The organism is Actinosynnema mirum DSM 43827, assembly GCF_000023245.1.
Classification (GTDB): domain Bacteria; phylum Actinomycetota; class Actinomycetes; order Mycobacteriales; family Pseudonocardiaceae; genus Actinosynnema; species Actinosynnema mirum.
On the sequence record NC_013093.1, the window covers coordinates 4,478,258 to 4,493,269 of the forward strand.

The 15,012-nt window shown below is 75.4% G+C and carries 11 protein-coding genes; 1 reads left to right on the forward strand and 10 read right to left on the reverse strand.

The features are described 5' to 3' along the window. Nucleotides 1–10: 10 nt before the first annotated feature. The 4 genes from AMIR_RS19040 to AMIR_RS19055 all read right to left on the reverse strand — a co-directional run bounded on the left by AMIR_RS19040 (nt 11) and on the right by AMIR_RS19055 (nt 7,199). Nucleotides 11–991, reverse strand: a complete 981-nt coding sequence (locus AMIR_RS19040; RefSeq protein ID WP_015802585.1) for an aldo/keto reductase — start codon at nt 989–991, stop codon at nt 11–13. A 112-nt stretch (nt 992–1,103) separates the two neighbouring features. Then, complete coding sequence (locus AMIR_RS19045; protein ID WP_015802586.1) at nt 1,104–1,967, reverse strand: hypothetical protein; 864 nt, start codon at nt 1,965–1,967, stop codon at nt 1,104–1,106. A gap of 141 nt (nt 1,968–2,108) precedes the next feature. After that, a complete protein-coding gene (locus tag AMIR_RS35925; RefSeq protein WP_015802587.1) occupies nt 2,109–2,972 on the reverse strand; it encodes a hypothetical protein in 864 nt (287 codons plus the stop codon). Nucleotides 2,973–3,467: 495 nt separating this feature from the next. After that, on the reverse strand, nt 3,468–7,199 hold the full coding sequence (locus AMIR_RS19055) for an SdrD B-like domain-containing protein (RefSeq protein WP_015802588.1): 3,732 nt from the start codon (nt 7,197–7,199) through the stop codon (nt 3,468–3,470). A gap of 233 nt (nt 7,200–7,432) precedes the next feature. Here AMIR_RS19055 and AMIR_RS19060 point away from each other — a divergent pair, with 233 nt between their 5' ends. Further along, the gene (locus AMIR_RS19060) at nt 7,433–8,605 is read left to right on the forward strand and encodes an AI-2E family transporter (protein ID WP_015802589.1); all 1,173 of its coding nucleotides are present in this window, start codon (nt 7,433–7,435) and stop codon (nt 8,603–8,605) included. 111 nt (nt 8,606–8,716) lie between these two features. On the opposite strand, the gene AMIR_RS19065 is transcribed toward AMIR_RS19060, so the two are convergent. The 6 genes from AMIR_RS19065 to AMIR_RS19090 form a co-directional block, all read right to left on the reverse strand. After that, nucleotides 8,717–9,817, reverse strand: coding sequence for a hypothetical protein (locus AMIR_RS19065; protein WP_041836865.1), 1,101 nt, complete (start codon nt 9,815–9,817; stop codon nt 8,717–8,719). A gap of 489 nt (nt 9,818–10,306) precedes the next feature. Then, a complete protein-coding gene (locus AMIR_RS19070; RefSeq protein WP_015802591.1) occupies nt 10,307–10,672 on the reverse strand; it encodes a 5-carboxymethyl-2-hydroxymuconate Delta-isomerase in 366 nt (121 codons plus the stop codon). 127 nt (nt 10,673–10,799) lie between these two features. Then, nucleotides 10,800–11,225, reverse strand: a complete 426-nt coding sequence (locus AMIR_RS19075) for a carboxymuconolactone decarboxylase family protein (protein ID WP_015802592.1) — start codon at nt 11,223–11,225, stop codon at nt 10,800–10,802. Continuing rightward, nucleotides 11,222–12,709 (reverse strand): class I adenylate-forming enzyme family protein, encoded by a 1,488-nt coding sequence (locus AMIR_RS19080; RefSeq protein WP_015802593.1) that lies wholly within the window; start codon nt 12,707–12,709, stop codon nt 11,222–11,224. The genes AMIR_RS19075 and AMIR_RS19080 overlap by 4 nt, the downstream gene beginning before the upstream one ends. Further along, entirely contained in the window at nt 12,706–14,214 is a 1,509-nt protein-coding gene (locus tag AMIR_RS19085; RefSeq protein WP_015802594.1) for a CoA transferase, read from the reverse strand. Before AMIR_RS19085 ends, AMIR_RS19080 begins: the two co-directional genes overlap by 4 nt. After that, nucleotides 14,211–15,005: a class I SAM-dependent methyltransferase gene (locus tag AMIR_RS19090; RefSeq protein WP_015802595.1), complete on the reverse strand. Its 795-nt coding sequence runs from the start codon at nt 15,003–15,005 to the stop codon at nt 14,211–14,213. Before AMIR_RS19090 ends, AMIR_RS19085 begins: the two co-directional genes overlap by 4 nt. Nucleotides 15,006–15,012 lie beyond the last annotated feature (7 nt).

Here is a 15,012-nt window from a genome sequence, read left to right on the forward strand (position 1 = left end):
GGGACCGGCCTCAGAGGTGGATGCCCTCGTTGACCCGCGGCGTGTACGCGGCCTCCAGCGAGGCCACCTCGTCGTCGGTCAGCTCCAGCTCCAGCGACGCCACCGCGTCCACCAGCTGCTCCGAGGTCCGCACCCCCACGATCGGCGCGGTCACCACCGGGTTGCGCGACACCCACGCCAGCGCCACCTGCGCCCTGGACACCCCGCGCGCGGCGGCCACCTCGCCGACCGCCGAGACGATCCGCCGGTCGCTCTCCTCCACCCGGTACAGCGTCGAGCCGAACCGGTCGGTGGTCGAGCGCTCGGTCGTCGCCTCCCAGTCGCGGGTCAGCTTGCCTCGCGCCAGCGGGCTCCACGGGATCACCCCGACCCCGGCGTCCGCGCACAGCGGCAGCATCTCCCGCTCCTCCTCGCGGCTGAGCAGGTTGTAGTGGTTCTGCATCGAGACGAACCGCGCCCACCCGTTCGCCTTCTGGGTGTACAGCGCCTTGGCGAACTCCCACGCGTGCATCGACGAGGCGCCCAGGTAGCGGACCTTGCCCGCCCGCACCAGGTCGTGCAGCGCCTCCAGGGTCTCCTCCAGCGGGACCGAGCGGTCCAGCCGGTGGATCTGGTAGAGGTCGACGTGGTCGACGCCGAGCCGGGTGAGGCTGGCGTCGATCTCGGTCAGGATCGCCTTGCGGGACAGCCCGCCGCCGTTCGGGCCGGGCCGCATCCGGCCGTGCACCTTGGTCGCGATGACGACCTCCTCGCGCGCGGCGAAGTCGCGCAGGGCCCGGCCGAGGATCTCCTCGCTGGAGCCGTCGGAGTAGACGTTCGCGGTGTCGAAGAAGTTGACGCCCGCCTCGAGCGCCTGCTTGAGCAGCTCCCGGCTGGGCTCCTCGGGGAGCGTCCAGGTGTGGTTGCCCCGATCGGGCTCGCCGTAGGTCATGCACCCCAGGGACAGGGGCGAGACGTCCAGTCCGGTGCTGCCGAGCTTCACGTGCCGCACGGGTCGCAGTCCTCCAGTGTGGTCCCTGGACGGGGGGTGCCCCGCCCAGGGACCCACCCTAGGGAGATTCGTGGCGGCCGTCAGGGCCGAGCGGCCCCGGCCGGGCGCGTGATCACTGCGTGGCCAGGCAGAACAGCTGCTGGGGCTCGGTGAACTGGTAGCTGCTGTCGCTCTCCGGGTCGCACTTGGCGGAGTCCGTGCTCCCCTTGACGACGGAGGTCAGCTTCACCCGCTCCGGGACCGAGGTGTCGGTGCAGGAGACCGGCGTCGGGTACGCCTCCACCGAGACGTCGGGGTCGGCGTTGTAGCACTTGCCGACGACGAGGTTGGGCACCAGGCAGAAGTTGGTGGTGAACTTGGTGAAGGAGTCGGTCTCCGTCAGCACCTGGTAGTGCGACTGGTCCAGGATGTCGCACTTGATGGTCGACACCTTGCCGACGGTGTAGTTGGCGTCCGGGGCCTCGCAGCCCCGCTCCGTCATCGACAGCTCGCCGCCCGCCTCGGTGGCGTGCACGCACATCCCGGCCTTGATGGTCGCCGCCCACTTCTGCTTGACCGGGGCCACGCTGACCTCGGGGGTCTGGCTCCCGGTCAGCGGCGTCGACGCGGTGGACGTGGAGTCCGAGTCGGAGAACAGGCCCCGCACGACCAGGCGGACGCCGATGCCCACACCGACGATCATCAGCACGCTGAGGACCGCCGAGAGCGCCTTCGGCATCCCCTTCTTCCGCGGCGGAACACCACCCGGCGGCATCATCCCGTAATTCGGGTGCTGCGGCGGGGGCGGCGGCCCGAATCCGGGGGCGGGCTGCCCGTACTGGGGCGCGGGCTGACCGTACTGGGGAACAGGCTGCCCGTAGTGAGGGGCGGGCTGTCCGTAGTGCCCGTTCTCGGGGAACTGCTGCCCGTACTGCCCGTTTCCGGGGGCTCCGCCGGGGTGGCCGCCCTGGTCGTACGGGGGCTGGGGTGTGCTCATGGGGACCTTCGTTGTGACCGGTGCTGCCCGTGGAAAGGCTGGACGGGCGCACGCTATAGGCGCGCCCGATCCCGCACTGCGCTTTCGCCGGAAAAAGCCGGGGCATTTCCCGTGACGTCGGCCGCACGTTCCGCGCGGCGACTACGGCTTGACCAGGCAGATGACCAGCTGGGGCTGCGGGAACGTGAAGTACGAGTAGGCGCCCTGGACGTTGCACTTGCTGTGGTCCTGGGTGTCCTTCACGAACTCGGTGACCTTCCGCAGGTTCGCGTCCGCGCCGGTGCACGGCTGCGCCACGGGCACGTCCAGCGGGCCCGCGCCGGTGTCGTAGCACTCGCCGATGACCAGGTTCGGGATCAGGCAGTAGTCGGTGCGCTCGGCGCCCTCGGCGCGCCACACCGTCGTGTAAGCGGCCTCGCAGGTCCCGTCCACGACGACCTTGCCGACCAGGAAGTTCGTCTTGGTCGGGTCGCAGGCGCCCTCGGTCAGCTCCATCTGCCCGGCGACCGTGGTGGCCTTGACGCACGACCCGGCCTTGATGCTGCTCCAGTCGCCCCTGGGCGTGGCGCTGGTGCTGGACCTGCGGGTGGTCGGGCTCGCGCTGGAGCTGCTGGGCGCGGCGCTCGACGAGGTCGTGGCGCCTGCCGCCGCGGGGGACGCGGTGTCCGGGGAGTCGTCGCCGGTGAGCGCGAAGACGCCCCAGCCGAGCCCGCCGAGCAGCAGCACGGCCACGACGATCCCGACCGCGACGGCCGCGCCGTTGCTCTTCTTCGGCGGCACTCCCCCGCCGCCGAGGTACCCGCCGTGCTGCCCCTGGTAGCCGCCGTTCGGAAAGGCCTGGGGGAATCCGCCCTGGGGGAATCCACCCTGCCCACCGGGATATCCGGGCAGGCCACCCGGATAAGCGCCCTGCGCGCCCGGATGCCCCTGGCCGCCGGGGTGGCCGCCCTGATTACCGGGGTGGCCGCCCTGGGCTCCCGGATAGCCGTTCTGGTTCTGGTCCACGGTGGTGCTCCCGCCCTGCAGTGGGTGACACGGGGTTCGACGCCCTCGCGTCCCCTCGTTCCCCCTTCTGACGGCGGAACGCCCTCCCGCGTTCCCGCGCAATTCGCGCACCGCCGGTGACGACCCCCACACCCCGGGTCGGTTTTCCCGCTCGGGGACGATTCCCACAAAGGCGGGAGCGGCATTACCGGGGCGGGTGGGGAAAGGGACGGCGGAGGGCGGGGCCTCCCGCGACGCCACCGCGGGCGCCCGCCCTTCCGCTCCCTCCCCGGAGGGTGCCCGCCACCGCGTTCGGGCCCTGCCCCCGAACCCGGCGCGCACCGCTCCGACCGGCCCCGTCGCCGAGAGGGCCGGGCGCCTGGCGGACCCCGTCCGCCCCGCCCCTCCCCGGTGCCGCGCGGACAATGCTGCCTCGCGGGGGCGCGCGGCGTGAGGGGACGACGGTCCTGATCAGCAGGGACCCAGGTCCCTTGCGCTCGTGACGGCGGGGCGGGCTCAGGCGCGGCGGCGGGCGCGCAGCGCGAGCACCAGTCCCGCGAGCAGCGCGGACGCGCTCAGCGCGAGCAGCGGGAGCACGCCCCGCGCCCCGGTCCCGGCCAGCCCCTGCACCGGTTCCCGCCCTGATTCCCACCCCTGGTCGGGTGGCGGCGCGTTGCCAGCGGGCCCCGAGGGTCCAGCCTCGTCCACCAGCGCCCCCTGGTCAACCGGCGCAACCGGTTCCGCCGGACCGGGGGACGTCGGGGGGTCCACCGGGTCCACCGGCGGCTGCGGCTCGACCGGCGGGTCGACGGGCGGGTCCACCGGCGGGACCACGGGCGGGTCGACGGGCTGCTCCACGGGCACGAGCGCCGCGTCCAGGTCGGCGCGCTGGGTGATGTCCGCCCCGACCACCTGGACCACCACGTCCCCGCTGGTCAGCGTGACCGGGTCGAACGCGGACCCGACCCGCACGCGCGTCCCGGCGGGCGGGGTGATCCGCACCCGGTAGGAGCCGGGGGCCAGGTCCCGGAAGTCGTAGCGCCCGTCCGGCCCGGTCGCCCCGGTCGACGTCGCCGCCCCCTCCAGCGCCACCGCCACCCCCGGCGCGCCCGGCTCGTCCGCGTCCCGCACCCCGTCGCCGTCGGCGTCCTGCCAGGCCAGGCCGCCGAGCGCGCCCAGCTCCTCGCCGAAGTCCACGACCGCGCCGAGCCCCACGGTCAGCGCCACCCGGTCCGGCGTGGACGAGCCGTGGCCCGCAGGCTGCTCCTCGGCGAGCACGTAGTCGCCCGGCTGCACCGCCGGGAACAGGTACCGGCCGTCCGCGCCGGTGACGGCGGTGCGCACCCGGCGGCCCAGCCCGTCGTCCAGGGACACCACCACGCCCGAGAGCCGCCCGGTCTCCTCCGGGTCGAGCACGCCGTCGCCGTCGTCGTCCAGGAACACCACGCCCGTCACGTCGCTGACCAGCGCGGCGAACAGGTAGCCGACGGCCTGCGCCCCGGCGGGCAGCGCGATCCCGGAGATCGCGTCCGGGGCGACCGGCGTGCCCCCCGCGGTGCCCGCGCGGTCCTCGCCGTCCGCGTAGCCGGACCACGGGCCCCGCAGCACGGTGTAGGCGCCCGCGAGCAGGTCGGGGAACGCGTACCCGCCGTCCGCGCCGGTGGTGGCGGTGCGGGTGACGCCCTGCCCGGCGGCGTCGACGCCGAGGAGGGTGACCTGGACCCCCGAGACCCCGCCCTCCCCCGGCTGGCGCGCCCCGTCGCCGTCCGCGTCCACGTACAGCGCGCCCGCCAGCGATCCGGGCAGCTCGGCGAAGTCGTAGCCGGTCGCGGCGGTCGCGGCGCCCAGCACGATCCCGGTGACCCCGTCGCCCGCGACCGCGCCGCCCGCGCTGCCCACCACGACCGCGCCGCGCGCGTACCCGACCGGCCTGCGCTCGACCACCTCGTAGGTCCCGGCGGCCAGCGCGGTGAACGAGTACCGGCCACCGGCCGAGGTGGTCGTGGTGAGCGTGCCGCCCGGCCCGACCAGGTCCACCCGCACCCCGTCCAGGCCCAGCTCGGTCGGGTCGGCCAGGCCGTTGCGGTTCCCGTCGGCGAACACCGTCCCCGACACCGACGCGGCGCTCTCGGCGAAGACGTAGCCGATGGCCTGCTGGTTCTCCACCAGGGTGATCGCGGAGATCACGTCGACGCCCACGACGCCGCCCGCGTCACCGGCGGTCGCCCCGCCCTGCCCGTACCCGGCGGGCTGGGTCTCGGTGACGGTGTAGCTGCCCGGCGGCAGCGGGCTGAAGGAGAACCCGCCGTCCACCGCCGTGGTGGTGGTCAGGTCCACCGGGCCGGTCAGGTCGAGTCGCACGTCCGGGATGCCGTTGCCCGCCTGGTCGGTGACCCGTCCGGTGATCGAGGCGGCCCTGGCGAGCAGGAAGTCGTAGTCGGTCCCGACCTGGTCCGGGGTCAGCGCGATGCCCGTGACGCTGTTGCGGCCGGTGACCGTTCCCCCGGCGGTGCCCGCGCTGGCCGACACGTCCGCGTAGCCGCCGGGATGGGTGTTGAGCAGGGTGTAGTCGCCCGCGGGCAGCCGGGGGAAGGAGTAGGCGCCGGTGCTCGTGGTGGTGACGTCGAGGGACAGGCCGTTGTCGCCGGTCAGCCGCACCAGCGCGTTGGGCACGCCCGCGCCGCCCGCCCGCACCGTCCCGGACAGCTCCCCGCCCGCCAGCTCGGCGAACAGGTTGTCGGTGGAGGCGTCCAGGTCGGACAGGAACCCGATCCGGAACCGGTCGTCGCCCAGGGCGACGGCGTTGAAGTGCGGCGTGTCGATCCCGTCCGCGTAGTCGGCGGGCTGGAACTCGGTGAGCGTGTAGGCGCCCTCGCCCACCCCGTCGAACCGGTAGGTGCCGTCGGGGGCGGTGAACCGCTCGGGGATCGCCGAGGGCAGGACCGGCGCGTCCCCCTCCAGGGTGAGGCGGACGTTCCCGATGCCGGTGTCGCCGTCGGACGGCTCGTAGACGCCGTTGTCGTTGCGGTCGTTGAACACCCGCCCGGACACCACGCCGGTGTCCACCGGGGTCGACACGGCCAGGTCGGTGAGGACGTAGTCGTCGCCCCCCGGCTCGAAGCGGAACGCGAGGTCCTGGGTCCCACCCGGTGGGGCGGTGAGCACGTCGCCGCTCACGAACGAGTGGACGTCCGCGCCCATGGTGTTCGCGTCGGCGGGCGCGGTCGCCCCGTCCACGCCGCCGCTGAAGTAGTTGCCCTGGGTCCCCAGTCCCGGCTGCGCGGCGGAGTCGACGAGCACCCGGTCGCCCGCCCGGTCGTGGTCGCCGCCGAACGCGGTGACCCCCAGCAGGGTCCGCTGCGCCGAGGTGCGCAGGCCGGGCGCGGTGACCTGGTGCGGGCCCGCGCCCGGCGAGACCCGGACGTGCCCGCTGCGCAGCTGCACCTGCGTCTTGTACGGGGCGTTGGGGTCGGGCGCGTCGTACGAGTAGGCCACGGTCAACGACCAGCCGCCGAAGCAGCCGAAGCCCTCCGGGGTCCACACGTTGCCCACCCCGATGGCCAGCGGCACGCCGGTCGGGGCCGCCGCCAGCACCGAGGTGACCTCGGCGCCCGCCGAGTACAGCTGGGCCTGCTCCGGGGCCAGCGAGCCCAGGTCGTCCTCGGTGTAGTCCTCGGCGTACACGTTCGCGGCGGGCACGCCCTGCACGCGCAGGAACGCCGGGGTGACGTCCGCGCTGGACACCGGGATGTCCGCCTCCGGCGGCAGCTCCGGCAGCACCACGCCCGCGCCCTGCTGGCGGGCGTCGCAGCCGCTGGTGGCCGAGGAGTCGGCCTGGAGCACCGTGCCGGTGTTGCCCGACCAGGTCAGGCGGGCGTAGTCGACGAACGCGCCGTCCGGGATCGTCAGCTCGGCGGAGGAGGAGTCGAACGTGGAGGTGTCGCCGTCGACGTCGGCCCAGCGGGTGAAGTAGGCGCCCCTGGTGCGGGCCGGGTCGACGCCGGACTTGGCCCGCGCGTCGGGGCAGGTCGCGACCGGGACGCCTGCCAGCGGGTCGACCGGGTCGCCGGGGTCGGGGCAGCGGGTGTTCCCGTTGCCCACCACCAGGAAGTCGCCGTAGGACTCGGCGGAGTAGAGCAGCTCCAGGTCGCGGGCGGGCGCGGACGCGGCCTGCTGCGGCAGGGCGACCAGCAGCGCGGAGAGCAGCCCGAGGCAGGCCGCCGAGGAGGAGAACCTGCTGGCGCGCATGTGACCACTCCGGGGTGTGACGGCGGCGGGATCCGGAGTGCACTATCCGACACCGGTCCCGCCCGCACCGGACGGGAACCCCGAACGTGTGACCTGGGTGGACGGGGGGGGCGGGTGATCGTGCGCACCACCCCGCGGGGCACCGGCTGGCCTCAGCCGTCCCGACCGCCCCCTCTGGCAGGATCGGCGCGAGGAGCGGCGCGGTGGTCGCGCCGCGATCCGGAGGGAGAGCCGTGTCCGCCACTGACCGCCGTTGGACCGACCGGGGGCAGGCCATCGGCCACGGTGTCACCTGGCTGGCCAGGTGGAGCACCCGGCTCGCGCTGGTCGCGATCGGCGCGTACCTGCTGGGGCTGCTGATCGGCAAGCTCTGGGTCGTGGTCATGCCGGTGCTGCTCGGACTGCTGATCACCACGGTGCTGTGGCCGCCCGCCCGCTGGCTGCGCGCCAAGGGCCTCCCGCCCGCGCTGGCCGCCTCGATCGTGCTGCTGCTCGGGCTCGGCGTGCTCGGCGGGATGATCGCGCTGATCAGCTCCTCCATCGCGTCCGGGGCCGACGACATCGCCGACAGCGCGACCGAGGCGCTCGGCCAGGCCAGGCAGTGGGTGAGCGGGCCGCCGCTGAACCTGGGCGACGGGCAGTTCGACGGGCTGATCCAGAAGGGCGTGCAGCAGCTCCAGGCCAGCATCGGATCGATCGCGAACAGCCTGCTCACCGGGGTCGGCACGGTCACCTCGGGCGTGGTCACCGGGCTGGTGGCGCTGCTGCTGGCGTTCTTCTTCGTCAAGGACGGGCCCCGGTTCATCCCGTGGCTGCGCGCGCTGGTCGGCGAGCGCGCGGGCGGCCACCTGGCGATCGTGCTGGACCGGGTGTGGGGCACGCTCGGCGACTTCATCCGCACCCAGGCCATCGTGAGCCTGTTCGACGCGGTGCTCATCGGGCTCGGCCTGGTGTTCCTCGGGGTGCCGCTGGCCGTCCCGCTGGCGGCGCTGACGTTCCTCGGCGGGTTCATCCCGATCGTGGGCGCGTTCATCGCGGGCGCGATGGCGGTGCTGGTGGCGCTGGTGAGCAACGGGTTCACCGCCGCGGTGATCATGCTGGTGGTCGTGGTGGCGGTGCAGCAGATCGAGGGCAACGTGCTCCAGCCGATCCTGCAGTCGCGGAGCCTGAAACTGCACGCGGCCGTGGTGCTGCTGGCGGTCACGGCGGGCAGCAGCCTGTACGGGATCGCGGGCGCGTTCCTGGCGGTGCCGGTGGTGGCGACCGCGGCGGTGGTGGCCAGGTACCTGGGCGAGGTGGTCGACGCCCGGCTCGCACCCGCCGCCGAGGCCGCGCCGGAGGCCGTCGACCACGAGGTGCCGGTGACGCCGGCGAAGGCCGGGGAGGAACCGGCCTCGGGGAAGTGACGTGAGTGCGGGGGCCGGGTGCACGGGGCGCGCCCGGCCCTTTCGCTTTCGGGGGTGCGGCGGTTCCGGGGGGCGGCGGTTCCGGGGGGGCGGGCGGCGGTTCCGGGGGGCTCAGAAGTCGCGGACGGCCTCGAACCAGCCCAGCGCGGTGTCCCGGTCCACGCCGCCGATCTTGCCCAGCAGCACGGCGGCCTCCGCCGCGTCCTCGCGCTCCCCGGTCTCCACGCCCGGCAGCTCGCCCACCCGGCGCACGAACCCGGCGACCGCCTCCCGCACGTCGCCGCCCCGTCCGATCGCCTTGGACGCCACCTTGAACGCCTTCGTCGCCGCCGCGCCCGTCCTGGGCGCCCAGCCCGCGAACGGCAGCCCGTACTCCTCCACGAACCACGGCCGCTCCCGCAGCTGCGACACGCCGCTGTGCCCGGTCAGCCGCTGCGCGATCGGGCCGCGCAGCTCGGTGCGCAGCCTGCGGCCCACGGCCGCGTCCACGTTCCACGCCAGGAACGAGGTCAGCTCCGGGAACGAGCGCAGCGGCGGCAGCCCGGCCAGGTCGGGGCAGAAGCGGATCTGCAACTGCCGCAGCGGCAGCACCTCCAGCGCGCCGAGGTTCGCCAGCGAGCCGGACAGGGCCAGCGAGCGCAGGCGCGGGAACTGGAGCAGGCTGCGGCAGTCGAACGGCTCGTCCAGCGGGCCGGTGGACACCATCAGGTGGGTCAGGTCCGCGAGAACCGGCAGCCGGGGCAGCGCGCGGGCGGACGTGGCGGGCAGCGCCAGCGCCAGCTCCGGCAGCGCGCCACCGGCGGCGAGCACGAAGTCGGCGGGCGCGCCCTGCAGCGCGACGCGCGGGCACAGCTCGGCGGGCGCGAGCCGCAGGCGGACGCAGTGCCCGCCGGAGTTGACGGTGAGCGAGCCGAACCGGGAGCCGCTCGCGTCGATCACGACGTCCGAGGCGGCCTCGAAGTGCAGGCCCTCCACCCGGCGCGCGCGGGCCCACTCGAACACCGACAGGTCGTTGCCCCGGTAGTCCACCCAGCGCGGCCACAACCCGCCCGCCGGGGTCTCCAGCCCGTCGAGCGCGGTCCAGTCGACCCGGTCGTCGGGCCCGACCACCAGGTCGACCCTGTCCGAGCCGGGCGGCCCCACCGACAGGCTCCCGACACCGGGCCGCCGCACCAGCACGTGGCTGTTGGGCCCGGTCAGCGACACGGACACCCTGCCGTCACCACTCCCAGCGGAAGTCAACCGCGGTCCCCTCGACGTGTGCGATCCCCTCCTCGGACCCGGCGCGAGCACGGGGCCGCCCGGCACGCGCACCGGGCGGCGGGTGCGGTCCCTGCGAACGAGCGCGCCCCCCGACGACCCATGCGCTCGATTATCACCCTCGGATGCCCCCTTTTGAGGCAGAACGGGATCATATGCAGAAGGAGTTTTCCCCGCAGCCGTGCGGAGAACGCGGTGACCTGGGGTTTTCGCGGTCACCGGGAAAGCGCTTGCCGGAGGGACTGGGCCGATCCGGGGGCGGGTGGGGGTTGGAGGCCGATCGGGAACGGGTGAAGGTGGGGCTGGACGCCGCCCGGAGGGCTGGTGGGGCCGGGAGTTCCGGGCGGCGGGGGCCGGTCAGCCTGCGCCGGGGCCGCACTGGTGCGGGCACCACGTCGCCGCGGTGCCCCCGTGCTGCTCCCGTGCTGCGCCCCCGGCCGGTCAGAGGTCGCCGACGACCTGCTTGCGGTAGCTGTCCTTGTCCAGTTCGGCGATCTCCACCGTCGCCTGCACCCGCTGCCCCGTGACCCCCGCGAGGTGCTCGGTGAGCACGGTGAGCGCGGCGTCGGACACCGCGGCCTTGGTGGCGGCGTCGCGGCCGGAGAGGAGGGCGACGCGGACGTGCACCATGGCCTCGCCGGAGCCGTCGCCGACCACGGCCTCGTCCAGGCGGTAGGCGCGGGTCTTGAACGCCCCCAGGTCGCTGCCCGCGACCTCGGCGAGCACGGGGTGCAGCGCGAGGGCGAACGCGCGCCGGTCGAAGGCGTCGGTCAGGGACGCGGAGTACTCGACGGTGATCTGCGGCATCCCCCGAGCCTAGCCGGCGCTGGGCCGTTCGCGTGACGCGGCACGGCGACGCGCCGACCGGGCGCCGACCAGCCCGCCGCCGCCAACACCGCAGCCACGGCCACAGTCGCGGCCACGCCCCCAAGCCTCACGCCAGCCGCATCCCCACCGCCAGCCGGTTGAACGCGTTGACCACCAGCGACACCCAGATCAGCTGCTGCGCCCCCGCCACCCCGTGCGCCGCCACCGCCGCGTCCAGCACCTCCTCCGGCACCCGCCCGTCCGCCACCAGCGTCACCGCCTCCGCCAGCTCCAGCGCCGCCCGCTCCGCCGGGTCGAACAGCGCGCTCCCCCGCCACCCCGCCAGCGCCGCGATCCGCTCCGCGGACTCCCCCAGCTCCACCGCCCGCGCCCCGTGCAACCGCTGGCAGTACGCGCACCCGTTCACCTGCGAGCACCGCAACCGCACCAGCTCCACCAACCCCTCGGACACCGAGGTGTCCTCGTCCACGGCCCGCGCCAGCGCCACCAGCGCCGGGTAACCGGGTCCCGCCAACGGGTCCAGCGTGGTCATGCCCTCTCCCTCTCGTGGTGACGCCCCGCCACGGCCGCCAGCGTGCGCAGGCAGACCTTCCCGGTGCGCGCCACCGGCAGCTCGTCCAGGACCAGCAGGAACTCCGGCAGCTTCCGCACCGACACCCCGCGCTCCGCCACCAGGTACCGGGTCAGCTCCCCCAGCCCCGGCACGGGCGCGCCGGGCCGCGCGGTCACGCACGCGCACAACCGCTGCCCGAGGTCCTCGTCGGGCACCGGCACGCACACCACGTCCCCGAGCGCCGGGTGCGCCCCCAGCTCGCGCTCCACCTCCGCCGGGCTGATCGTGTACCCGCCGCGCAGCACCACCCGCTTGCCGCGCCCCACCACGTGCAGCACCCCGTCCGCGTCGAACCGCCCCAGGTCGCCGGTGCGCACCCACCCGCCCCCGGTCCGGTAGCGGGCGTCCAGCTCCGGCGCGCCCACGTAGCTCAGCGGCGTCATCGGCCCCAGCGCCCGGATCTCGCCGTCCACCACCCGGACGTCGGTCACCGCCGGGTCGGGACGGCCCACCCCGTGCTCCGGGGTGCGGGTGTGGCAGTTGACCCCGTCCGACGAGCCGTACACGGACACCACGTCCGCCCCGAACACCTCGCGGCACCGCGCCAGCACCGACGGCGGCAGCGCGTCGCCGCTGGACACGAACGCCCGCACCGACGAGAAGTGGCCCGCGGCGGAGGAGGAAGCCGCCAGGTCGGCCATGCGGCGCAGCATCGTCGGCACGCCGAACACGTGGTCCGGGCGGTGCCGCGCGATCGCCTCCAACGCCTCCCGAGCGTCGAACCGGCGGCGCAGCACCAGCGTCCCGCCGAACCGGCACAACGTGATCGCCGCCCCGAACGACCCGAACGCCGACGACAGCGGCACCAGCACCAGGTCCCGCGCGCCCTCGGGGACGCCGCCGTGCACGGCGCGCAGGTAGTTCGCCCGACCGCCCGCGAACGCGTTGTGCGAGTAGGCGACCAGCTTCGGCTCGCCCTCGGACCCGGACGACACCAGCACCCGCGCGGGCGCCTCCGGGTCGACCTCCACCGGTCGGAAGCCGCCGCCACCGGGCAGCCCCCCGGTCAGCACCAGCGCGGCGCGGGCACGGGCCGCGAGCGCGGCGATCTCGGCGTCGGACCCGGCCAGCGGCAGCACGACCGCGCCGACCGCCGACACCGCCAGCTCCGCGACGACCGCGCCGATCCCGTTGGGCAGCCGCACCCCGACCACCGACCGGGGCCCGATCCCGCGCTCCTGCAAGGAACCCGCGAGCGCCCGCACCCGCCGGTCCAGCCCCGCGTAGTCCAGCTCCCCGGACTCGTCCACGACCGCGACCCGGCCGGGGTGCTCGGCCACCCGCTCGCGCAGCAACGCCCCGAGGTCCCGGTCCGGGCAGTGCCCCAGCCGCACCCACTCGGCGCGCAGCCGCGCGGGCACCAGGTCCACCACCGCCAGCCCGGTGTCGGAAACCCAGGTCACGTCAGGAACTCCCACGGCGGGACGGGCAGCGCGCACCCGTCGAACTCGACCGCCCGCGCGAACGCCGGGTCGCGCGCCAGCGCCGCGAGGTCCTGGCACACCGGCACGGACGGCGCGCCGCCCGACAGCCCGGACACCGCGTTGAGCCGCGACGCCGCCGACAGCAGCGAGGACCCCACGACCTGCCCGCTCCCGGACCGCACCCGCCGCAGCAGCCCGTCCAGCACGGCGCGGGCGCACACCACACCCCCGAAGACGTCCACCAGCGTCATCAGGGAACGCGGCACACCGGCGTGCGCCTGCACCGCGTAGTCCGTGCCCAGCGGCGGGGTCGGTCCCAGCTCGTCGCCCCACCCGGAGGCGTGGGCGTGCACGATCCCCGGCCGCGCCGCCGCGACCTCCCGCCCGCCCAACCGCCAGCGCTCCTGCCTGCCCGGCCCCCAGTTGTGCAGGAACACGTCCGCGCCGCGCGCCAGCTCCAGGGCCCGCTCCCGACCGTCCGGAGTGGACAGGTCGGCGAACGCGACGCCCTTGCCCCGGTTGAGGGCGTGGAACCGCGCGGACACGGCGGGCATCCCGGACCCCGGCGGCGCGGACCCCGGCGGCACCGCGCCCGGAGCGCCGAAGACCGGCGACGCGGAGACCGGGACGCCCGACACCGGGGACAGCGCGACCGGTCCCCCGACCACCGGCGGCACGAAGCGCAGCGGGTCGCCGCCCGGCGGTTCCAGCCGCACCACGGACGCCCCGAGCATCCGCAGCAGGTGCCCGGCCAGCGGCCCCTGCACCCGGCGGCAGGACTCCAGCACCACCAGCCCGTCCAGCGGGAGCGCGCCCACGGCCGGGGGCAGCGGCCCCGACGCCGCGCCGCCGAGCGCCGCGACCCGGTGCGCGGGCAGGTCGGCCAGCCTGCGCTCCGCCACCCGCACCAGGGTCATGCCGGTGTCCTCGGCGAGCGCGCGCAGCACCGGCAGCGGGTGCCCGGCGGCGACCGCGTGCAGCTCGGCGGGCAGCGGGCACGACGCGGTGGCGAAGCGGTGCAGGAACGGCCGCCAGCCGGACGCGACCGCGCTGGGCGAGGCCCCCGCGCTGGTCCAGAACCGCAGCCACACCCCGGCGTCCAGCGCCTCCAGCTCGAACTCGGCGCCCTCGGCCGAGGTGAACGGCGGCCCGCCCGGCGCGTGGACCTCCGGGGGCGCGCCGTCGTCGGACGCGGTGGCCGCCGCGAGGTACTGGGACACCGCCAGCAGCCCGGCCTGCGCCACCGATGTGGTGAACCCGCGCACCGGCCCGCCGCGCGCCACCGACAGCTCCACGGCCAGCCGGGCGAGCCCGGCCAGCTCGCCCGCGAGCGCCGAGGCGTAGTCCAGGCCGAGCCGGGCCGGACCGCCCAGCGCGCGCCCGTGCACGTGCATGAGCCCGCACGCGGCCTGCACGTCCGCCTCGCACTCCAGCGGCAGGTCGACCGGGCCCGCCCAGGACAGCGCGTCCAGCAGCGCGGTCACGCGGGCCGCCTGCCCTGCACCGAGTACACCGCGCACGAGGTCGCCCGGAACGCCGGGTCGGCCATGACCTCGCGGACCTCGGCCAGCTCCCCGTCCGTCATGCCCGCCGCGACGAGCTGGTCGCGCAGGTGCCGGGTGTGGTGCGCGATCAGCCGCACCCCCGGCGAGCCCGCCCGCCACGGGAACAGCGCGGGCGCCGGGTCCACGTCGACCAGCCCGGCCCCGGCCATCGCGGAGGCCACGCGCCGCCCCCAGGCCGGGTCCGCGCCCGCCCGCACGAACATCTCCTCCTTGGCAGCCAGGTACTTCCCGTACACGGCGGCGGCGCGCGGGCTCGGCGCGAGCAGCACCGGGCCGTAGGTGATGTCGAACTCGTCCAGCTGCAACCACCCGCCCGGCTTGAGCGAGCGCACCAGCTTGCGCAGCACCGCCTCGCGCTCGGGCAGGTGCAGCAGCACCAGCCGCGCGTGCACCAGGTCGAACTCGCCCTCCGGCAGCGGGTCGGCGACCACGTCGTGCCTGGCCACGGTCAGCCCCGGCGCGCTGGGCACGTGGTCGGGCTTGATGTCGGTGGCCAGCACCGACCCGGTGGGCGCGACCCGGTTGGCCAGCCAGTGCGCGACGCTGCCGCCACCCGCGCCGACCTCCAGGCACCGCCAGCCCTTGCGCACGCCGGTCAGCGCCAGCCGCGCGAAGGTCATCGGGTCGTAGGCGGCGGCCAGGCAGCGGTGCTGCTCACCGGCGTGGTCGCTGTGGTTGTCGAACACGTACCCCGCGTCGATCGCGGTCACGGCCGCT

Coding starts and splice junctions, on each gene's coding strand:
- AMIR_RS19055 (WP_015802588.1), bottom strand. CDS start 7,199: ATGCGCGCCAGCAGGTTCTCCTCCTCGGCGGCCTGCCTCGGGCTGCTC.
- AMIR_RS19070 (WP_015802591.1), bottom strand. CDS start 10,672: ATGCCGCAGATCACCGTCGAGTACTCCGCGTCCCTGACCGACGCCTTC.
- AMIR_RS19045 (WP_015802586.1), bottom strand. CDS start 1,967: ATGAGCACACCCCAGCCCCCGTACGACCAGGGCGGCCACCCCGGCGGA.
- AMIR_RS19075 (WP_015802592.1), bottom strand. CDS start 11,225: ATGACCACGCTGGACCCGTTGGCGGGACCCGGTTACCCGGCGCTGGTG.